This window comes from Burkholderia sp. PR2, assembly GCF_052372875.1.
Taxonomy (GTDB): domain Bacteria; phylum Pseudomonadota; class Gammaproteobacteria; order Burkholderiales; family Burkholderiaceae; genus Burkholderia; species Burkholderia diffusa.
The window spans coordinates 558,314-579,832 of the sequence record NZ_JBQRWH010000002.1 but is presented as its reverse complement, the minus strand read 5'-3'; the positions used below and the strand labels follow the sequence as shown (position 1 = coordinate 579,832).

General features: G+C 63.2%; 16 protein-coding genes. 11 read left to right on the top strand and 5 right to left on the bottom strand.

Annotated features, from left to right (window positions below):
* The first annotated feature begins 12 nt into the window (after positions 1 to 12).
* The 5 genes from ACT2FV_RS14220 to ACT2FV_RS14200 all read left to right on the top strand — a co-directional run bounded on the left by ACT2FV_RS14220 (position 13) and on the right by ACT2FV_RS14200 (position 6,175).
* Positions 13 to 747, top strand: a complete 735-nt coding sequence (locus ACT2FV_RS14220) for a cupin domain-containing protein (RefSeq protein WP_151049329.1) — start codon at positions 13 to 15, stop codon at positions 745 to 747.
* Between the two features lie 2 nt (positions 748 to 749).
* A complete protein-coding gene (locus tag ACT2FV_RS14215) occupies positions 750 to 2,075 on the top strand; it encodes an NAD(P)/FAD-dependent oxidoreductase (RefSeq protein WP_151049331.1) in 1,326 nt (441 codons plus the stop codon).
* Positions 2,076 to 2,212: 137 nt separating this feature from the next.
* Complete coding sequence (locus ACT2FV_RS14210) at positions 2,213 to 3,490, top strand: NAD(P)/FAD-dependent oxidoreductase (protein WP_151049333.1); 1,278 nt, start codon at positions 2,213 to 2,215, stop codon at positions 3,488 to 3,490.
* Positions 3,487 to 4,956: an aldehyde dehydrogenase family protein gene (locus ACT2FV_RS14205; RefSeq protein WP_124627530.1), complete on the top strand. Its 1,470-nt coding sequence runs from the start codon at positions 3,487 to 3,489 to the stop codon at positions 4,954 to 4,956. Before ACT2FV_RS14210 ends, ACT2FV_RS14205 begins: the two co-directional genes overlap by 4 nt.
* A gap of 31 nt (positions 4,957 to 4,987) precedes the next feature.
* On the top strand, positions 4,988 to 6,175 hold the full coding sequence (locus ACT2FV_RS14200) for a M20 aminoacylase family protein (RefSeq protein WP_124901935.1): 1,188 nt from the start codon (positions 4,988 to 4,990) through the stop codon (positions 6,173 to 6,175).
* Positions 6,176 to 6,542: 367 nt separating this feature from the next.
* Here the strand turns inward: ACT2FV_RS14200 and ACT2FV_RS14195 are convergent, their stop codons facing one another.
* Complete coding sequence (locus ACT2FV_RS14195; RefSeq protein ID WP_444504137.1) at positions 6,543 to 7,661, bottom strand: helix-turn-helix transcriptional regulator; 1,119 nt, start codon at positions 7,659 to 7,661, stop codon at positions 6,543 to 6,545.
* A 233-nt stretch (positions 7,662 to 7,894) separates the two neighbouring features.
* Here ACT2FV_RS14195 and ACT2FV_RS14190 point away from each other — a divergent pair, with 233 nt between their 5' ends.
* The 3 genes from ACT2FV_RS14190 (at position 7,895) to ACT2FV_RS14180 (ending at position 14,066) form a co-directional block, all read left to right on the top strand.
* Complete coding sequence (locus ACT2FV_RS14190; protein WP_444504136.1) at positions 7,895 to 9,973, top strand: hypothetical protein; 2,079 nt, start codon at positions 7,895 to 7,897, stop codon at positions 9,971 to 9,973.
* 691 nt (positions 9,974 to 10,664) lie between these two features.
* Positions 10,665 to 12,797, top strand: coding sequence for a hypothetical protein (locus tag ACT2FV_RS14185; RefSeq protein ID WP_444504135.1), 2,133 nt, complete (start codon positions 10,665 to 10,667; stop codon positions 12,795 to 12,797).
* A 33-nt stretch (positions 12,798 to 12,830) separates the two neighbouring features.
* Positions 12,831 to 14,066: a S53 family peptidase gene (locus ACT2FV_RS14180; protein ID WP_444504134.1), complete on the top strand. Its 1,236-nt coding sequence runs from the start codon at positions 12,831 to 12,833 to the stop codon at positions 14,064 to 14,066.
* A gap of 103 nt (positions 14,067 to 14,169) precedes the next feature.
* Here ACT2FV_RS14180 and ACT2FV_RS14175 read toward each other — a convergent pair whose 3' ends face one another.
* Positions 14,170 to 14,445 carry a hypothetical protein gene (locus tag ACT2FV_RS14175; RefSeq protein ID WP_151049349.1) on the bottom strand — a complete coding sequence of 92 codons (276 nt, stop codon included), beginning with the start codon at positions 14,443 to 14,445 and terminating at the stop codon, positions 14,170 to 14,172.
* A gap of 631 nt (positions 14,446 to 15,076) precedes the next feature.
* Positions 15,077 to 15,223: a DUF3096 domain-containing protein gene (locus tag ACT2FV_RS14170; RefSeq protein ID WP_124627542.1), complete on the bottom strand. Its 147-nt coding sequence runs from the start codon at positions 15,221 to 15,223 to the stop codon at positions 15,077 to 15,079.
* A 230-nt stretch (positions 15,224 to 15,453) separates the two neighbouring features.
* Between ACT2FV_RS14170 and ACT2FV_RS14165 the strand changes: the two genes are divergently transcribed.
* Positions 15,454 to 15,630, top strand: a complete 177-nt coding sequence (locus ACT2FV_RS14165; protein ID WP_151049351.1) for a CsbD family protein — start codon at positions 15,454 to 15,456, stop codon at positions 15,628 to 15,630.
* A 902-nt stretch (positions 15,631 to 16,532) separates the two neighbouring features.
* Here the strand turns inward: ACT2FV_RS14165 and ACT2FV_RS14160 are convergent.
* Both ACT2FV_RS14160 and ACT2FV_RS14155 read right to left on the bottom strand, forming a co-directional pair.
* Positions 16,533 to 16,784, bottom strand: a complete 252-nt coding sequence (locus ACT2FV_RS14160) for a hypothetical protein (protein WP_151049353.1) — start codon at positions 16,782 to 16,784, stop codon at positions 16,533 to 16,535.
* 505 nt (positions 16,785 to 17,289) lie between these two features.
* Positions 17,290 to 18,924 carry a hypothetical protein gene (locus tag ACT2FV_RS14155; protein ID WP_151049355.1) on the bottom strand — a complete coding sequence of 545 codons (1,635 nt, stop codon included), beginning with the start codon at positions 18,922 to 18,924 and terminating at the stop codon, positions 17,290 to 17,292.
* A gap of 1,080 nt (positions 18,925 to 20,004) precedes the next feature.
* Here ACT2FV_RS14155 and ACT2FV_RS14150 point away from each other — a divergent pair.
* Entirely contained in the window at positions 20,005 to 20,658 is a 654-nt protein-coding gene (locus ACT2FV_RS14150; RefSeq protein WP_444504133.1) for a common pilus major fimbrillin subunit EcpA, read from the top strand.
* 113 nt (positions 20,659 to 20,771) lie between these two features.
* Complete coding sequence (locus ACT2FV_RS14145; protein WP_444504132.1) at positions 20,772 to 21,479, top strand: EcpB family pilus assembly chaperone; 708 nt, start codon at positions 20,772 to 20,774, stop codon at positions 21,477 to 21,479.
* Positions 21,480 to 21,519 lie beyond the last annotated feature (40 nt).

Here is a 21,519-nt window from a genome sequence, read left to right as displayed (position 1 = left end):
GCAGGAGCAGAAATGACCGCAGTTTTCGTGTTGCATCGTGCCGACGGCACGGCCAATACAACAGCTTTCCGCAAGCAGGCGTTCGGTGAGCGTGATCCTTTCGCGCGACATCGTGAGATCGCGTGGGAAGGGCCCGATTCGATGGCCGCCGGGCGTATCCGTTTCGTCGGCGAGCTCGACGTCACGCGTTATCCGCACATCGAGACCCTCGTCGTCGTCGAAGGCGAGCTGACGCTGGAAGCGGCGGGCGCCGCACCGTTGGTGCTCGGGCCGGGGGAGGGGGCAGTGATCGGCGGCGGCACGGCGCTTCGCGTCACCGCGGAATCGCGCGTGCTCGTCACGTTCTGCGCGGCTGCATGCGCGCAACCGACGAAGGGCGGCCTGTTCCCGCTGCGTGCCGACGCCGACTTCAGGCCGTCCGCATCGCTGCCGGCAGAGGTGCTGCTCGGCCCCGCACCGCAATGCCGTAGCGACAACGTGTTCATCGACGACGGCGCCGAGTACTGCGCGGGCACGTGGGATTCGACGCCCTATCACCGGATCGTTCGCCCGCATCGCGTGAACGAGTTCATGCTCCTGCTCGCCGGCAGCGTACGGTTCGCCGCGCCCGACGGCAGCGTGCTGTCGCTCGGCGCCGGCGACGCGCTCTTCGTGCCGCGCGGCGCATCGATCGGATGGGAAAGCAGCGAACGCGTGGCGAAATTCTACGTCGTGCAAAACATCCACGTATCAACCGAACGAGACTGAACATGTCCCCTCCGTTGCGCCAAATCGAAACGCCGTCCACGCCGCCGGCTTCGGCCGATGTCGTCGTGATCGGCGGCGGCATCATCGGCGTCTTCACTGCCTACTACCTGGCCCGGCGCGGGGTGTCGGTCGCGCTGGTCGAGAAGGGCCGAATCGGGGCCGAGCAGTCGAGCCGCAACTGGGGCTGGTGCCGGCAGCAGAACCGCGACGAACGCGAATTGCCGATGGCAAGCAAGAGCATCGATCTGTGGGAACGATTCGCCGCCGAATCCGGCGAAGACACGGGCTTTCACCGCTGCGGACTGCTGTACCTGAGCAACGACGAGGCCGAGCTGTCGCGCTGGGCCAACTGGGGCGATTTCGCGAAGACCGCGGGCGTAACGACGTACATGCTCGACAGCAAGCAGGCCGGCGAGCGCGGGCACGCGACCGGGCGGTCGTGGAAGGGCGGCGTGTTCTCGCCGAGCGACGGCACGGCCGACCCGGGGAAGGCCGCGCCGGCCGTGGCGGCCGCGGTCATGAAGCTCGGCGGCAGCATCAACCAGCACTGCGCGGCGCGCGGCATCGAGCTGGAGGGCGGGCGCGTCAGCGGCGTCGTTACCGAGGCGGGCGTCATCAAGACCAGGACGGTCGTGCTCTCCGGCGGCGCATGGGCGTCGTCGTTCTGCCGACAGTTGGGGATTCGTTTTCCGCAGGCGTCGATCCGTCAGTCGATCCTGAGCGTGTCGCCTGTCGCGCATCCGCTGCCGGATGCGCTGTATACGTCCGGCGTGTCCATCACCCGCCGCAGCGACGGACGCTACGCACTGGCGATCAGCGGCCGCGCACGCGTGGACCTCACGCCGCAGTTCCTGCGATTCGCGCCGCAGTTCGTGCCGATGTTCGCGAAGCGCTGGCGCAATCTTCTTCCGGGCGGCCTCGAAGGCATGCGCGGCGGACACGAAACGCTGAAGCGGTGGCGGCTCGATGCGCCGACGCCGATGGAGGCGGTGCGCATCCTGGATCCGAAGCCAGACATGCCGACGGTCGCCGAAACGTATCGACGTGCCGTCGAACTGCTTCCTGAACTTCGCGAGTCGACGATCACGCACGCATGGGCCGGGTTCGTCGACAGCACGCCGGACGGCGTGCCAGGTATCGGCGAAGTGCCGGGCGTGCCGGGATTGATCCTGGCGGCAGGCTTTTCCGGGCACGGCTTCGGCATCGGCCCCGGCGCCGGTCACTTGATCGCGGATCTCGCCACGGGTGCGCAACCGATCGTGGACCCGGTGCCGTATCGGCCGAGCCGGTTCGGCGATTCCGCCTGGGGCAAGGTTGCCGACTTCTAGTGCGCGGTCGTCACTGGAACGACGGTGGCGGCCTCGGGACGATGCGTTTCGATCCGGACGGCGCGCGAGCGGCCGGATCGGTGTGGTGAATGCTCGCCGCGCTGTGTAGCCTGGTGCTGCCGACATTGGAGTGCGTGATGCGTTTCGGATCCTACTGGCTCGATACGTCCGAGCCGTTCATGAGCCGCTCGACCGAGCGGCCTGACGGAAGTTGCGACGTGGTGGTGGTGGGCGGCGGGATCACGGGTTCGGCGGCGGCGCTCGCGCTGGCGAAGAAGGGCGCGAGCGTGGTTGTCTGCGAAGCGGGCACCGTGGGACAGGCGGCGTCGGGACGCAACGGCGGCATGTGCAACAACGGCTTCGCGCAGGATTACGCGTTCCTGTCGCAGCGCATCGGCACGGAACTGGCGAACCGGTTGTATCTCGCATTCGACGCGGGTGTCGATACGGTCGAGCGGCTGGTCAGGGAGGAGGCGATCGATTGCGACTTCGCGCGCCGCGGCAAGCTCAAGCTCGCAGCGAAGCCCGAGCACTACGACAAGCTCGTGCGAAGCCAGGCGCTGCTCGCGGCAAGCGTCGACCCCGACACGCGCCTCGTGACGAAGGCGGAGCTGCACGACGAGATCGGTTCGAACCGCTATCACGGCGGGCTGATCTTCGAGAAGAGTGCCGGGATGCACGTCGGCCGCTATGTGCGCGGCCTGGCGAACGCCGCGCAAGCGCGCGGCGCGCACATTCTCGAGCATGCGCCGGTGCTCGGCATGACGCGGGAGGCGGGCGGCGCCTACGCGGTGCGAACGCCGCTCGGCGAGATCCGTACGCGCCAGGTGCTGCTCGCGAGCGGCATCTCGCAGGTCGGCCCGTTCGGCTGGATCCGGCGCAGGATCGTGCCGGTCGGCGCGTTCATCATCGTTACCGAGCCGTTGCCGCGCGAACTTCTTGACCGGCTGCTGCCGACCCGCCGGATGGTCACCGACACCAAGAACTTCGTCAATTTTTTTCGCGTCACGCCCGACAACCGGATGCTGTTCGGCGGGCGCGCGCGGTTCGCGACGTCCAACCCGCGTTCGGACGAAAAGAGCGGGCTGATCCTGCGACAGCAGATGTCCGCCGTGTTTCCCGAACTGGCCGCCGTGCGCATCGACTATTGCTGGGGCGGGATGGTCGACATGACGGCCAACCGCCTGCCGCGCGCGGGCCAGCGCGATGGTGTGTATTTTTCGATGGGCTATAGCGGCCACGGCACGCACATGGCGACGCTGATGGGCACGCTGATGGCGGAGATCATGGACGGACGCGCCGATCTCAATCCGTGGCAAAGCTTCGACTGGCCCGCGATTCCCGGCCACTTCGGCAAGCCGTGGTTTCTGCCGTTCGTCGGCGCATGGTATCGACTCAAGGACACGCTGCAATGAATTCACTGGTCAATTCACCGGTTCGTCATCTGATGGAAGCCGGCAGGCTCGATCGCTTCTTCATCGACGGCGACTGGGTTTTACCCGACGGCGGCGAGCGCTTCGCGGTCGTTTGCCCGTCCACCGAAGACGTGCTGTGCGACATCCCGCTCGGCAACGCACGCGATGCCGACCGCGCGGTGCGCGCCGCGCGCAACGCGTTCGAACGCTGGGCCGCGACCTCGCCGCAAGAACGCGCCGCGCTGCTCGACCGCGTGCACGCATTGATGCTGGAGCGCGCGGAACGGTTCGCCACGGCGCTTGCGCTCGAAATGGGCGCGCCGATCAGCTATGCACGCGGCGCCCATGTGCCGCTCGCGGCCGAACATATCCGGGTCGCGCGCGACAATCTGGCCCGCTACCCGTTCGTCACGCGGCGCGGGACGACCGCGGTCGTACGCGAGCCGATCGGCGTATGCGTGCTGATCACGCCGTGGAACTGGCCGATCTATCAGATCACCGCGAAGGTCGGCCCGGCGCTCGCGGCAGGCTGCACGGTGGTCCTGAAACCCAGCGAGCTGTCGCCGCTCAGCGCGCTGCTGTTCGCGGAAGTGATTGCCGATGCGGGCGTGCCGGCCGGCGTCTTCAACCTGGTGAGCGGCAGCGGCGAGGCGGTGGGTGGTGCGCTTTCGTCGCACCCCGAGGTCGACATGGTATCGATTACCGGGTCGACGCGCGCGGGCGTGCTCGTGGCGCAGGCGGCGGCCCCGACCGTCAAGCGCGTCGCGCAGGAGCTGGGCGGCAAATCGCCGAACATCGTGTTGCCGGATGCGGACCTGCAGCAGGCGATCGGGCCGGGCGTGGCCGCAGCGTTCCGGAACATGGGGCAATCGTGCAGCGCGCCGACCCGCATGATCGTGCCGCGCGACGTGCTCGGCGCGGTCGAGGAACTGGCCGTCGCGGCAGCGCAACGGCTGATCGTCGGCGATCCGTTCGACGGCGCGACGACGCACGGGCCGCTCGCCAATCGCGCGCAGTTCGGTCGCGTCGCGCAGATGATCGACGCGGGCATCGACGAACGGGCGAAGCTGATCGCCGGCGGCCCCGGACGGCCCACGGGATTCGACCGTGGCTTCTATGCGCGGCCGACGATCTTTTCCGACGTCCGCACCGACATGGCGATCGCGCAGCAGGAGATCTTCGGTCCGGTCCTGGCGATTCTTCCGTACGATACGGTCGACGAAGCCGTCGCGATCGCGAACGACACGGTCTATGGGCTCGGCGCGCATGTGCAGGGCGCCGACAAGGAACGGGCACGTGCGGTGGCCGCGCGCATCCGGTCGGGGCAGGTGCATCTGAACTACCCGGCATGGGATCCGCAGGCGCCGTTCGGCGGCTACAAGCAGTCGGGCAATGGTCGCGAGTACGGGATCGAAGGGATGGAGGAGTATATGGAGACCAAGTCGATCGTCGGCTTTTACGACTGACGCAGCCGTCTATTTTTCGAAGGTGCCGAAATTGGAAAACCCCGTCATTCCCGACACGTCGCTGCAAGCGCATCACGCGCACTGGGCGAAGCTGCGCCGGGACCTGCATGCGCATCCCGAGCTGCGATTCGAAGAACACCGGACGGCCGACGTCGTCGCCCGCGAGCTCGAAGCGCTCGGCTATGCGGTGTCGCGCGGGCTGGGCGGTACAGGCGTCGTCGCGAGCCTGCCTGGCGCGGATCCGGGCCGCGGCATCATACTGCGTGCCGATCTGGACGCGTTGCCGATCCACGAAGCCAACGACTTCGCGCATGCATCGTGCACGCACGGGATCATGCACGCGTGCGGCCACGACGGCCATACCGTGATGTTGCTCGGCGCCGCACGCGTGCTGAAAGCGTTGCCGCAGCTGCCGGGCACCGTCCATTTCGTGTTTCAGCCCGGCGAGGAGGGCGGCGCGGGCGCGCGGAAGATGATCGACGACGGGCTGTTCGAGCAATGCCCGGCGGAAGCGGTATTCGGCATGCACAACTGGCCCGGCTTGCCGGCCGGGCATTTCGGGTTGCGCACGGGCCCCATCATGGCCGCGGGCTGCCGGTTCAGGATCACGGTGACCGGCAAGGGCGCGCATGCGGCGCAGCCGCACCTGGGCATCGATCCCGTCCCGCTCGCCTGTTCGATGGTGCTGCAGTGTCAGACCATCGCCGCGCGCCACAAGGATCCCGTGGATCCCGCCGTCATTTCCGTCTGCATGTTCCATGCGGGAACGACGGACAATGTCATTCCGGACACCGCCGAGCTGCGCGGGACGATTCGCACGCTGTCGTCGGCATTGCAGCAACAGTTGCAGCGCGACGTCCGGCTCATGTGCGAGGCGCTCGCCCGCGCTCATGGCGCGCAAGCCGACGTCGAGTTCTTTCAGTACTATCCAGCGACGGTCAACACGCCGGCCGAGACCGCGCTCTGCGAAGCGGTGATTCGCGACACCTTCGGCGACGCACGCGTTGACGCCAACGTGCCGCCGAACATGACGTCCGAAGACTTCGGCTTCATGCTCGAGGAGCGCCCCGGCGCTTATGTGCTGATCGGCAACGCGCCGGCCGGAACGGCTGCGCCGGCGCTGCATCACCCGAAATACGATTTCAACGACGACATCATTCCGGCCGGGGTACGGTATTGGGTCGCGTTGGCACAGCATTACTTCAGGCGATCGCCGTGAGTGCGTGCGCGATGTCAGAGCCGCAGGCGGTGGAGGTGCAGCCCCCCGCGACACGCATTCGGGGCCCCGGCACGCATCACGCGCCTTGAGCGGGCGCCCTCACCTGAGCGGCCGGCATCGCGCCGCGATGGATGCGGAATTCGTCGATCGTGCCGTTGAAGAACGGGTCGCAATGCACTACCAGCGTCGTCACTGGCGGCTTGCGTCGAATGTCGCGAACCCGTTCGCCCGGTGCTACGTCAGGGGCCGCAAATCATACGCAGTATGCGTGTTCGGCAACGAGCGAACGGTGCTCGCGAGCGCGAAATACAACCGGCAGCTGCGGCCGCCGTGTTTCGATACGGCGGTGGTTGCCGATTTCGAGAGATCACGCATCGCGCGCGTGCTGCGGGAGCACCCAGAGCATCCGGCCAACCGCCTCGGCCTGATTTCGGGAATGCGTCTTCTCGTAGATCGCGCGCAACTGGGTGCGAACGGTCGAGAGCGACACGCCGGCAATGGCCGCACATTCCTCCGGCGTCTTGCCGCCGACCAATGCTTCGGCGACGGCGGCTTCGGCGCTCGTCAAGCCGAATGCCTGCCGAAGTTGCTGAGCGACGACGAGCGGAGCGGCGCTGCGGCACCTGGCGGTGATCAGTATCGCAGCGTCGCCGAGTGCGCCATCGCGTGCTTGTCCGGACAACGAAGCGATGCCGATGAAGATTTCGTGCGCGGCGCTCACGGTGCCGGCCAGCGCAAGGTTCTCGCTTTTGCGGGTCTTCGCGACACGTGCCACGGCCGCCTTGAGTGCATCGTTCTGCGGCGCGCTCGCCGCGCTCAGATGCCCGTGCTCGAGCTTGAGGCAAGTGGTGGCGCGCAACATCGACTCTGCCGCCCGGTTGACGAATATGACGCGCGAATGCCGGTCGAGCGTGAAGACGGACAAGCCCAGTTCCTCCATCAGTTCGCGGCCGAGCGCAGCGTCCCGACGCAGCACGCTTGCATCCTGCCAGAGGTTGATCGCGCGTTGCAGATACCCGGCCATGCCCGTCAGGTTCGCGCGTTCCTCTGACGAATAGGGCGATCGGCCATGCGCTCTCAGCAAGCCGAGCAGGATGTCGTCGCTGCCCGGGCGCGCGAAGCGCATTCCCATCAGGTAGCGAATGCCCGACGGAATCTGATAGTCCTGAAAGAATTCGCTGCGCTCGACATCGCGTTCGGTCAGATGATCCTGGCAGCAAACGAATTCGCCGAGCGGTGCATTCTCAACGAAGCCGCGGCGCGGATCGAGCGCACCGTAATACTGGTCGTAGAGTGCGACGATCGTGTCGAATTCCGCACGCGGCGAATAGATCGAGAATTTCGGTGCATTGCGCGCGGCGTCCCAGCTGAACATATGAAAGACGTTTGCGCCGAGCGATTCGGATACCCGATGGAAGACTTCGAGAAAACCATCCGGGTATAGGGTGGCCTCGTAGAGGTCCCCGATGAGCTGGTCCCGTTGCATGCTCCACCGCGCCGCGTAATGATTTTGTATGCGGATTTTGTCTGACGATATTGATTCGAATACCGAATTTGATTCAGGCTAACACAGGCTATTTGCCTTCCGTACCGCATTGTTTCTGGATTTTCATTCACTTGAATGATGATCGCAAAAATCGCCTTTGCGAGAATTCCGCTCAGCGTGCATGCGCGTTGCGTATCGCACCTGACAACCAGAAGACTCGCGGGGGAAAAACAATGAAGCTCAAACCTGTCGTGTGGGGTATCGCAGCGCTGGTGGTGTCTGCTTGTGGAGGCGGCGGTTCATCTTCGTCACCATCCGAACCCGCCGCACAGACGGTCAGCGGCGTCGCGGCCGCCGGCGCGGCCATGCAGGCCGCGACGGTCAAACTGATGGATGCGACCGGCAAATCGGTCGACTGTCCCGCCGACGCCACGACCGGCGCGTTTCATTGCGCCGTGACCGGACTGACCGCGCCTTTCGCGTTGTCCGCTTACGGCAACGTCGCGGATTCTCAGGCCACGCTGATCGCACTCAGTGCCACGGGCGGCACGCAGACGATCAACATCACGCCGATCACGAATGCGATCGCCGCCACGATCATCGGCGACAACCCGACGAAGCTGCTGGCCGACACCGGATTGCTGCAGAGCAAGGTCACCGCCCAGGCGGTGGCCAGCACGGTGCAGGCCTATTCGTCCGCACTGGCCGACCTGCTGACCGCAACCGGCAATACGGGCGTCGACCTGATTTCCGGCCCGCTGACGGCCGGCGGCCCCGGCCTCGACCGGCTGCTCGACCAGGTGAAGATCAACGTGTTGCCGGACGGTGGGGTTCAGATCAGCTCGGTGGCGGGCGCGTCCAGCGATACGCCGGTGCAGCTTCAGCTCGCGGCCGGTGTCGCGCCGCAGCCTAGCGACAAGGCCAGCCTGCCGGCCGCCGCGACCATCAACGGCACGGTGGTGTCGAACCTGCCGAGCGCGAGCGACCTGGCGGGATTGCAGAGTGCGCTCAATCAGTGTTTCGCCGGTTCGACCGGCGCGGCGCGCGCGGGCGGCAACGTATCGGCGTGCGGCCGGATCTTTGTCGACGGCGTCGCGCCGGGCGCGCTGAACGCAGGCGTGCCCGCTGCCTATCTCAACAACGGCATGTCGGCCGACCAGGAATTCGGCGCGCATGCCGGCGGCGCGCCGGGCATCGTGGCCGACGATGCGATGAACAATACCAGCTTCAGCTTGCCGGAAGTCGTCCGCGTTATCGCCAGCGACACGATGTGGGTCAAGCTCGCGTGGACGCGCACCGACGGCATTCGCGACGGCATGCAGCAGCATGTGCAACTCGCGGTGCAGGCGAGCAGCCTCGCGAGCGGCGATACCGGCTGGCGCGTGGTCGGCAATCAGCGAGCCGTGCTGAGCAAGGTGAACGCGAATGCGCAGAAATGGGACTGGCTGAATCCGGCCAATCCGTCGACGGGGACCAACGCGTTCGTCGATTCGCTCAACCTGCAGGTCGGCACCGTCGATGCATCGGGCACCGCGGTGGATTTCGCGATCGTCAATGGCCCGGGATTGCGAAACGGCGTGTTCCTCCAGCCGTCGAGCGGTACGTGCGACACGCTGAACATCCGCGCGCAGATCGCGAGCGGGCAGACGCCGGCTCAGCTCGCCGCGCTGACGAAGAATGCGCAGTGCCGCAACAATTTCCGCTTGGCCGGCGTCGCGCAGGACCCGGCCAGCCAGAGCCTGTTCACGTGGCCCGGCGATGCGCCGCGCAACAACACCGCGTGGGCGAAGCCGCAACTGAGCGCCGCCGAGCTGGCCGACATCAAGCCCTTCAGTGCCTATACGATCGACGTCTACCAGAACGGCGACACCTCGGCGCCTGCCAGGCACTACACGGTCAGGCTGCGTACACCTTCGCCGTTGCCCGACGCGCTGCGCCAGTATGCGTGGCACGATCTGGCGCAGTCCACGCGCGATAGCCTGACGCCCGGCACCGCCAGCACGTTCGCGGGCGGCGCGACATTCCCGCTGAGCTGGACGTCGAAGGCAGGGCTGCCGTTCGTCAAGCGCGGCAACGTGCAGATTCGCTCGACCGCGTCGGGGCAGCCCGCGCCGACGTTCGTCAACGGTTCGGCACAGGCGTCGCCGGTCCTGCCGGGAGCGGCGGCGACGCTCAACGTGCCGGGCGACCAGGGCGTCGCGTTCCCGTCGGTGGCCGGCTGGACGGGCAGCACCGACTTCTCGTTCGTGAACCTGAGCTGGTCCGACACGGTCGACACGCTCTTTACCGAGTCCTTCGAGTACGACCGGTGACGGAGGCCGGGCAGATATGCCTGGTGAGAATGGGGCTGGCGGGGTGATTTTTTATCCCGCCAGCCCTTTTTGCGTCATGGCGTGGCGAGACGATGCGCGCCATGTCCTGAACGGCCTTCGAGCATGAATATTTTTATTGTCAATTCATCAGGCATGACTCGGGAGACGGCCACGCAGTCCACACGCGTGCAGCGCCGACGTTACTCGGCAGAATCATTCTCCGTCGATTCCCGGCGCTTGCGGATGCCCAGCAAAGGGCGTTGGCGACCCCGAGGCCCAGGCGCCGCCCCGCCAGACAACCTCACATCGCCCATCGCGACGCTTCCTGTCGGTTCGTCACATCGCGCCACCAGGTACGCCGTATCGAAGCTGTAACGTTTTCGGTGCGATTTTCCCTGTTCCGCGCGCTTTCCATGGCAGGTGGCTGTCGCGGCTGCGTGGTTGCGAGACTGGCACGTTGTTAGCTTCATGGATTGCGGTGGGAACGATAGTTGCCGCGCGTTCGTGATCGTCCGACGAATCGATGCACTTGCATGACCGGGCGTGTCCGCAACGCGGCACGTTCGCTCTCCCCCCTCAGCCGATGGCGCCACACGGCCCGGCCGCCGACCGCTCGATCACGATGGGCGGAACACGTCGGCCGCAACGTGTCGGGCATCGGCAGTTATCCCCCCTCCGACGGGAGAGCATAATGTTGGCCAACTCAATTCGGGCCCTACGAGCCTTTCTGATCGTCTTTTCCGTTTGCCTGTTGACGTTCGCAGCCGGGCCGGCGAACGCACTGTCGAATCAGTTGCTGTTGCTGCTGCCGGACAACTTTACGCTGCCTGACCCGCGTGTGTCCGCGTGGCTCGATTCGGCGGCGGAGGAGGGGTTGCAGATTTCGCTCATCAGCGACACGCAATTCAAGCAGGGCGGCACGTCGCTGCAGCAGTATCAGGGGCTCATCCTGCCGGACCAGGTGCATACGGTCGCCGACGATACGCTCGTGACCGCTATCCAGAACTACGCGCTGAACGGCGGGCGCGTGATGCTCGTCTATGATTTCGGTGTGCTGAACGCAACTGGATTCTATCCGGCCGGGCAATCGCGATTCAGCTCGATGGCCGGCGTCAACTACGTGCTCTACGATACGCTCGGCGGAAGCATGATCGGCCTCGGCCCTGTGACCGGGATGGGCAGCACGTTGCGCGCCCTTCAGATTCCGCCCGGGAAGTCGATGACATGGTCCGGCTCGACGACGACCGCGACGGCGTTGGCTGCAACCACGTCAACTTCTTCGACCGGCTCGACGACGAATCAGCTGCTCTTCCTGCAGCCGAGCACGTCGAACCCGGGCGGGCTTGCCGGGTACAACCATCAGGCGTATTTCACGTACAAGATGGATAACGGCCGCATGACCAGCGTGCCGCTGAATCTCGGGCGCGTGTCGACGGGCGGCAAGGTCAGATCCGGATCGTATTCGCCGACATCGACGACGCTGTCGTCGGTATCCACGGCGGTGAGTGGCGCGACGTCGCTCGCGACTGCGACACCGTCGGCGACGACGGACGTGCTCGAAGGAATTTCCGGCTACGTATACGGCTTCCTCACATATCCGAGCTACGTCACACAGGGCACGTATACAGGCACGACGCTGCTGACGTCGCCGAACTTCGGCCTCGTCTCCGGCTATCAGGCGTATGGAAACGGCGGCGTGATGTTCGTCAACCTGCCGCTCGCGTATCTCGACGGACAAACCGACAGCATGCCGATTCACGGCTTTCTGCGTTACTTCACGACGAACATCCTGTCGATGCCGCACCTGTCGCTGCAGCCGCGCGCGCAGGCCGGGATGGTCCTGAACTGGCACTTCTGCGCGGAAGACCAGATCCAGCCGGCGCAGTACCTGAAGAACTACGGTGTCTGGAACAGCGGCCCGTACTCGATCGTGATGACCGCCGGCCCGGACGACGTGACGATCGGCGACGGTCTCGGGATCAACCTGACGAACAATACGCAGGCGAAGCAACTTGTCGCGTTCCTGCTCAAGCGCGGGCACAAAGTCGGCAGCCACGGCGGCTGGGCGCACGACTACTGGGGGGCGAACGCCAGCGAAACGAATGCGAGCACGTTCACGCAATATCTGGTGCTGAACCACAATGCGGTCCAGTCGGTGACGGGCAAGCCGGACGTCGAATGGGCGGCGCCGGAAGGCAACACGCCGACGTGGGCGGTGAACTGGCTCGAGTCGAACGGCTATTCCGGTTACTACTTCACCGGCCATACCGGCAATGCGCAAACGCGGGCGTATCGCAACGGTTCGCTGCTGAATCCGGGCATCTGGGCGTTTCCGGTGATGCCGTTCGGCAAGTACGCGACGTTCGAGGAGTTCCAGGAGTTCGCGGTGCCGACGACAGACGTCCAGAACTGGTATCTGTCGCTGATGGACTTCGTCGTTGCGAACCGCACGAGCCGGTTGATCTACATGCACCCGCTGGGCGCGTCATGGTATCCGAACGTCGTTACGACGTTTCTCAGCTACGCGGCGTCGCTCGCGACGACGGGCCAGTTCAAGTGGTTCACGATGGACCAGCTCACGCAGTTCGACCGGCGCCGTCTGCTGGTGAACTGGACGGCGACAGATACCGGTACCAGCTGGACGTTCAGTGCAACGCATCCGACGAACCTCCAGGACATGACCTGGCTGTTGCCGAAGCGCACGTACCAGATGCCGAGCGTGAAAAGCGGAAGCGCGACGGTCGTCAGTACCGATCGGAACAACTGGCTGGTCATCGCGGGCACGGGAAAATCGCTGTCGTTCACGAGCGCGAAGGTGCAGTGACGCACCTCAGCTCGTTTGCCAAGGGGGAACACCATGAACCGAGCCTCGTTTGCGCGTGGGCTGTGCATGTTGGTCGTATCGGCGAGCGTCGCGCTTGTGACCGGCGTGGCGTTCGCGCAATCCTCGTCGCGAGCGCTGCATGGGTTTGCGAGGCCGCCGCTCCATCTGCACGGACCCGCGAAACGGAATCCGGTCGGCCTGTCGCCGCAGCAGATCCGCCATTTCTACGGGTTCGATCTATTGCCGGCGCGCGGCTATGGCGGCGACGATCAGGTCATCGCGATTGTCGATGCCTATGACAATCCGAACGTCGAGGCTGATCTGCGATTGTTCAGCAGCACGTTCGGCTTGCCGCCGTGCGCGTCCCCGCGCTGCTTCACGAAGGTGTACGCGACGCCGGACAAGCGGCCGCCGCCGCCCGATGCGCTGTGGGCGCTCGAAAGTTCGCTGGACGTGCAGTGGGCACACGCGATCGCACCCAATGCGCGGATCGTGCTGGTCGAAGCCGCATCGAGTTCGCTGGACGACCTGATGAGCGCGATCGCGCTCGCGACGAGTCCGGCACCGGGCGGGGTCGGCGCCAAGGTCGTGTCGATGAGCTGGGGGAGCGCCGAATTTCTGGCCGAAACGCAATACGACGGGCAATTCGCCAGCGCGAACGGCGTGTCGTTCGTCGCTGCGTCCGGCGACGGCGGCAATGGCGTCGACTACCCGGCCGCGTCGCCGTACGTGCTGAGCGTCGGCGGCACGTCGATCGCGACCGACGCAAGTGGCGCTTATGCCGGCGAAACGGCGTGGGCCGGCAGCGGCGGCGGACAGAGCGCCGTCGAGTCGGAACCGACGTATCAGTCGAACTTCGGGACGCCATCGGACAGCCTCGGGCTGCGCGGCGTGCCCGACGTCGCTTACGACGGCGACCCGGCGTCCGGCTTCGCGGTCTACGATTCGTACGGCTATGCGGGGCAGCGCGGCTGGTTCGTCGTCGGCGGCACGAGCGCGGGCGCACCGCAATGGTCCGCTTTGGTCGCGATCGTCAACAGCTTGCGCATCGCGCGCGGCAAGACGACGCTGAACGCGGTGAATGCGATCCAGAGCGTGCTGTACGGTCTCGCGTCGAGCGCTTACGCGGCGAACTTCCGCGACATTGTCAGCGGATCGAACGGCACATGCGGCACGCTTTGTACCGCGGCGGTCGGATACGACTACGTGACCGGCCTCGGGCGCCCGATGGCCGCCAATCTGATCCAGGCACTGATGGCCGCACCTTGACGTGGATATGTTGGCCGCTCGAGAAGATCAGGCGGGTCCGCGCGCCACATACGAGAATGTTGGTCGGTAGGCGTGTTCCCTCGTATCTGGCGGCGGGTCTGCGCTATTCACGATATTCGTGTTCGTGCATCCGCCCGCGCTCGTCCTCACGCCACGGATCATGTTCACGCGGATGACGATGCATCCACTCGTCGTGCTCCCAGTAGCGGTGGCCGTGCATGCCGATTGTGATCGACACACCCGGCGCCGGGGCGGGCTCTTCGTACCTCGGTTGCGGTGCAACGTAGACTTGCGCGAAGGCCGTGGTGGCCGCGACGAGTGCGCTGCCTGCCACGAGTGTCGCCAGAATTCTGCGGTTTGAAAGGGTCTTGGGCTTCATCGTGCTGTCCTCCATTCAGTACCTGACAACGAGCATGAATCGTTCTCGTACGAAGCGGCAGGCGCTTCGCTCCCTATTTCAACGACGCGATCCGCATCTCTTTGCAGCAATGCCGATCCGATGGCCGAACCCACGATGTCACCGTCGCCACAGGCCGGAAATGCAATCGCTTCGAGGCACGGCGTGTGAATAATGTGAAGGAATGCAGAGCATGATGGCGCAACGCGAAAGCGCACGCGGACAAGGTCCACAATGCAATCGGGATTTGCGTTCAGATCTGACAAAGCAACACTTACATTGAATTGAAATGAAGTGGAGGGAACCGCCCCATTCCCGCAGTGCCGATGTCGGGTCGAATATCGCTTCGCATCCGAAGGAATGGCCCCTGCTCTGCCTTGCGAGAGGGTGCGCACTGTTGGCATCACTGTTCTCCGCCCGGTGGCCAGTGCAGGGGCGGCGAGTCATTTCATCGACGAAGACGCACGACGTCGTTGTTCGATCATTCGCTCACATGCAGCGGGTATATGTGTTGCTCATTGCGCTGGCGGTGTTCGCCGGCACCGGACCCACGCATGGCGCCGCGATGTAACTGATGCGCGTTCGTAACAGGCTATCTCGTGGTCATATCAATTCAATGGAGACGTCCTCCGAACAGACCGAGCAGCCCGATGATGATCAGGTAGAGCGCAACGATGTAATTCAGGAGGCGGGGTACCACGAGGATGAGAATGCCGGCGATCAGCGAAACCAGCGGGCCGGCGCTAGTGAGCGTGTTCATGCTTCCTCCGCAAGATTGAGAACGAGTGGCCACCGCCTGCCTTGCCTCCGGCACCCGTTACAGAGATGCGAGCCTGGCGAGCGTCAAGCTTGCGGCCGTCAACTCATTGTCCACAAGCGCGAACGCTTCGACCGGCGCAATCGCCGTACCTGCACCGACGTTTCATCGCGATTGGGATCGGCGTGCCGGACCGCAGTTCGAGCATTCGTCAAGTTTCAAGGAGCAATGTCATGAACAAAGATCAGGTAAAAGGCCGCCTTACGGAAGCAAAGGGCAAGCTGAAGGAAATGGTTGGCAAGGTCGTGGGAAATCGAACAAGCAGATTGACGGGCAAGGCCGAACAGATCGTCGGCAAGACACAAGCATCATTCGGCGATGCAAAGGAGCGAATCAAGAAGCGGCATTAGAGCCTGACGTGGAAGACACCGAACTGGCTTCTCGTCAGACCGAAGCGGCCGGTGTGCATTGGAGTCGCTCTTCTGTGGCTTCGCGAAGCGTGCGTTGAAAGCGGCCACGACGGGAAGCGTGTAAACGTTGGCGTCTGCTGTCGTGTTGGTCCATCACAATCGCAACGCCTTGACCGGCCGATCGCGCATCGTCATCGTGATCTGGTCCGTTGGAGCCATCGCAGCCCTCGGCGCCGGACACCCACGGCCGTACTTCTGACACGGCCCAAAAGCGGACATTTCAATCTGGCCACTACACACCCAAAACGTTGAATGGCATCATGTAAAGTATGATTAGACATACGAATTGATTGACTCGCTGAGAAGAGATCCAACTTGAATCAGCACTGGTCACCAGGTCATCCCCACGGTCGCCGTGCACGCTGCTGGAGCGGTCGTATTACCCAAAGCAGCTTTTCGGGCGGCGCCGTGCCGTTGTGACGAACACGAGTGCACCGATCGCGCCGAAGTATCGTGATCGAAAGAGTGGTGCACCATGCATTGGGCATGGCAGGAAGCCTCAATGGATTGAGGGAGTGAAGGGCCGCGATCGTTTTTTGAGAAAGCACTGAGTCGAACTGACGGTCTAGCACAAAGCCACTAACGGTAACCAACGGGAAATTGGGCGCTGTGTCGCGAGTGGACCGGCTTCCTTCAGGTGTGACGGCGCGAAGTGTCGAACTGCCTGCTGCCGCGCACTTCGACGTTCAGAATGCGTGGAGAAATCCGCAGATGAGCGAACTTGTTCAGATTGCGCCCGGCGTTGCGTTCTGTAAGCGCTGAGCCCTTGATCGAGGGCCTGCCTACTTTCACGTGCGGACGGCGCGCGTTTCCTGACACCGCGCGCCTACGCCTACGGCAAATTAGTGATATTGGTACGGGATGTGGTTTTCAGCCGCTCCGCCAATGGTGTGCGTCAACTGGCAACGGGACATCAAATACTGGCGCTTCTCCCGGAGCTTCTGCGCCTTGATCCTGTCGCCATACCGGCTCGCAGCTTCGGCTTTGACTTCAAGTTTACGCAGCTTCTTTTGATAGCCGTAGCTATTGCATTGGCCTGCGAAGGCGGGCACGGCGAGCGCCATCAAGAGAAGAGTCAGGGTTATTTTTTTCATTGTTCAGAACGATCCCAAAAAATCTGAGTGAATGATTCGCAGGGAAGGAATCGCGTTATCAGGCCGACGCCTCCCACGCGAACCTATCGTCGCGAAATCGACTAATCGGAACAATCAGATACGTCTGAAAGAAAGTCAAAGATGGACAAGGACCGTCTCGAGTGCTGGTGTAAGCGCGCGAGGAGTCCTGATTTTTCACGAAAAGGACGACTGCACTCGATTAGACGGATTCCAATCCGACAAAGTCTTGTCGTGTGGAACCCAATGAGGAATTCTATAAAAGACCTACGCAAAATCGAATTGCGAGGTGTCACCAACGGCGATCGGGCGTGGGGATCGACAGCCGCTGATGCGGCTGCGGTCCCGTCTGTCGATCGCCGCTGGGAGCCTGAGACAGTCGTAGACGGAACCGTCGCTCACGATGCTGGCGAAGCGGTGCGGCATCGAAGGATTTATTCGCGGAATGTCTAATGTCAGCGCAGAGCACCGCCAAGGCCGCAGTCGCTTAGAGCCAGTCAGCGCGTACGCGGACTTCACCACTGGCCGAAACGGTACCAAACCAGGGCGCGCCTGACGTGTCGGTCGCTAGTTGCTTTGGATCGAGCGGGAAGCGCAGGTCCATATCGAGGGCCCCCTCGTACGCGAATGCGCCGCCGAGGGTCTCGCGCCACCTTAGCGTGGCAACGTCATACACGGTGCCGGCGCAATTGTCCGGGCGGTCGTCGAGCCCAGTGCCGTCATAAAAGCGGACGATTGACGGCACTGCAACCACTGTTGCACCACTCTTGTCGACGAATTTGCAACGTGGCCCGTCGGCGGTTTGCACACTGGGCGCGAGCACGTCTACCGACACCTTGGTCGCCTTCGACGCGCCATACTGGCGGATTGTGAGCGGCACGACGATCTCCGCATCCTGGCCGATCGAACCGGAATATTTGCCCATCGCGGCGGGGTCGCGCTCGTCGATCGCGACGCCGAATGTGAGACGTTTCAGTTCCGTATCTTCGAAAAAGGACACCCGCATGTCGACGGCCGTTCCACCGGTAGATTGCACGATCGCGCCGATGGTTTCGCCGAGCGGCTTCGCTTCGGCGTCGCCCAGCAGCGAATCCAGCAGACTCGACGTGACCACCAGTTTCGTTGTGCCTAAGGCAGTCGCAGAGACCTTCGACAACTTCTGCCCGCCAGCCGTCTTGAACCATACGTCGGATTGCTGAGAAGGCGGTACGATGAACGAAATGTTATCCATCGTGGCCGTGGAGTTGGCGGATATCGGGCATTCCATGTTGCCGTCCGTGATACGGCATACGGGCGGAACGGATACGAGCATTTTGCCGTTCGACACGCTGATGGTGCCGCTGATCGGTGACAGCGTGAGCGTCCGGGAGGCGGTTGGCGTCACCGTCGTTCTGTAAATGAACTGGCTGGAGTATCCGCAAAGGCCCATGTTCGAGAAGTTTCCATTCAACCACCAATCCGAAAGCTGCTGACCGCGGTCTCCAAGCATGATAGAGGAGTAGAACATATGCGCACCGAACGTCATCGGTGACTGGTTCAGGAAGGCGTCCGCCACCATCTTTCTGGCGGTCTGATCTTGCACTTGAGTACCCGGCCCGCGAACGAACTGCCCCAGCGAGTTGCTGGTTTGCTGCGTAAATTGAGCAATTGACGCGATTTGCATGCCGTTGATGATGTAGTCCGCGCTGAGACGATTTAGTGTGGTCTTGCTCGAATAGGGAAGATTGGGGAAGCGCACATCCTGGCTATTCGGAACAACGATCGAGCGCAAGCCGCCGCTCGCCGACAGCCATGCGCCGACAGCGACGTCCGGGAAATCGTCCCAGGTGGTCGCTTCCTTGAAGATGATTGCCAACTGCGTCAGTTGGGGATTCGTTTTGTGAATGCGCCCGACGAGTGCACCCATCGTACCAGTGGGAATGTCAGGCAAATAAAGATAATCACCCACCTCAATCACTAACGGCGCATAAGAGTGGTCGGAAATCGTCGGCGAACGGCTGCACGGAACGCTGAACGGGTCATCGGCCGCGGCATGGGCAGAGACAGCATGACCGAGCGCCAGCGCGCCGCTCAAGCAAAAGCGAATCGCAGCGCGTAGAAAAAGTGGTTTGAGATTTGACATTTCAATGCAATGGCGAGGAGAGGAGTAGACACATTCGGTGGAGCGCACATGATTTGTTGACCGCCATCCGGATTCAGGTCGACACGCAACGCACGTTCGACCACGAGCGGTTGAGCGGAGGGGGCCGCGATGAGGACCGGATAACCGAGTCGTCCCGCTAATCACACGCAAAATGGCTTTCGTATGCTAACGGAGGGGCGCGCGATCAGAATATGAGAACCGTCCTAAATGCATCCCGCGGATATCCGCGCAATGCCCGCTCGGCCTGCCGGCGGAGTCGGGGAAGGTCTCGACGATAGCTGCTGAATCGTTGCGAGAGAACGCACGGAGCGTACGCCTTCCGCGCTCGCGCCACTGGAGCGTCGATCAGATGTATCAGTCTGCGATTGAGCGCGAGGCCGTGTGAATGTTCTCGCGCGGACTACCGCGACGCGTTCGTTCGCGCCCGGATGCGTGCAGACCGGCCGTTGTGCAATGGCACCTGCAGGCGTCGGGCATGTCTTCTGGCTTGACGATCCGTAGAGACCGCGCATACGGCGCGGCACTCACGTTGCATACCGGCATCTTGTCCGCCCTCGAGCGACGCACGCCTGGAACCGGCCAGGGCGTATCGCACCCATCGCCGTGTGGCGCCATTCAGCGCAGGTGAAAACACACGCGGACGTGTTTCGGCAGCGCGTTGCGGGTGCGCCGCGAAATGCACCGACCATCGTGGTCGTGATGCGTGTTGTCTTCGGTTCCGGCGCACCTGCCGGTTTCGCACGTCCAAATCATCGCGTCCGCGGCAAACCTTTTTCTGTTGGCTTACTTGCCGGAGAGGGATGCGCTCGGGTGTGACTGTCATCCATCAGCACGGGCGCCGGGCCGCATGAGCATGTGCCGTTCGAAGCGGGTCAAGGATTTTTTAGGCCCATTCTTATATTACATTGGCCTTTCAATTGAAATAATTCGTTTCGCCGCCGTGATCTGGCAAACCCATTGAACCGGCAGTTGGTAGGACGGGCGGTCCAGAAGCATCCCCGGGTATGGGATGTCGTCTGGTCATCCAAGTTAATTGATGAACACCTTTGAGAGATCGATATGAAGAAAACTGCATTCCGCCTCGCAGTGGCATCCGCACTCGCAGTCGCGTTCGCTGTTCCGGCCATCGCCGCAACCGTGGGCCCGGAAGAAGCACGCGTGAAGTGGACGGCATCCGTTGTCAAGAAGTCCGACGTGACGCTGAGCGTCTTCGCGGAAGGTAGCACGACGCTCGATTTCGAGTGGAACCCGTCGAGCGAAGCATTCTCGACGCAGGACCGCACGCTGACCGTTCTCGCGGCGGGTTACGAAGGCGGCACGGGCTACAAGATCCAGGCGCAAGTCACGCAGAACACGCTGAATGCCGTTGCAGGTGGCGTGAAGGATTCGCTGAAGGTCGGCGTCGATCTCGGTGGCGTCGAGCTGAGCGAAACCCTCACCGACATCCTGTCGGGCACCGGCGGTGACGCGGCGCCGTCGATCGCGGCAAATGGCCTGCAGAACATGAATCTGTCGAAGGTCGGCCCGAACAAGACGCCGAACGGCTCGTACCACCAGGCGAATGGCGTGCCGGTGAAGTTCTCGATCGCAGAAGGCACCGACAGGGACGGAAACGCGCTGACTGGCACAGGTCTGTCTGGCGTCTCCGACGGCCGTTACAACGGCGACGTCGAAGTGCGTTTCGTCGCGAGCTGGGAAACGCCGACCGCGTAAGTTGCGCCGAATGCCTGCGTAGATTCGGTCGAAGCAGGCATTGACTCCGGTAATGCCGGACCTCGCGGTCTAGGGGTTCGGCATTTTCTTTTTCTTTTCTTTCGGAGGACACGATGAAGCCACTCAAACTCTTGGCGCTGGCGGCCGCGCTGATGGGCGCGCAGCATGCATCGGCCATTGGCATCGGATCGTTGACGACCGAAATGCAGGAAAACGAGTTCTACGTCGTCAAGCAGATCAAGAACGACGACTCGATAGCCAAATTCGTGTCGACGGAAGTCCAGGAGATTACCAATCCGCGGCAATTGAATGTGCTGCATGAGCAGAAAAAGGATGTGCTGATCTCGCCCGCAACGGTGTTTCTGCCGCCGCATCGAACGGCGGACGTCAAGATCTACTACCAGGGCAAGCGGGACGACAAGGAGCGCTACTACCAGTTGTCGTTCATTGAACAGGCCGTGTCGTCGCAATCGAACATCAGTGATGGCGTCAGCTTGTCCGCGAAGCAGCGCATTCGGCTGAGTTCGATCCTCGTCGTGCGCCCACGAATGATCCACTTCAAATTCGAACACGACGGCAACGGGCGTGTGAAGAACATCGGAAATACCTTCGTCCATGTCACGGCCACGGGGAAGTGCGAAGAAAAGGCCGCGACCGAACCGAAGGCGTGCAGCCGATCCACTTTCCTGCTCCCGGGCGAGTCGGGAGACATGCGCAAGGAAAAGGGCTTGGTATCCCTTCAAGGCATTGGCGTCTGGAAAGGCAGCGACTACCAGTATTTCCCGATGAATGCCGCACCGTCGAAGGTCGTAGCGAAGTAACCGAATCACGGTTATGTGACTTGGATAAACAGAGATTCAA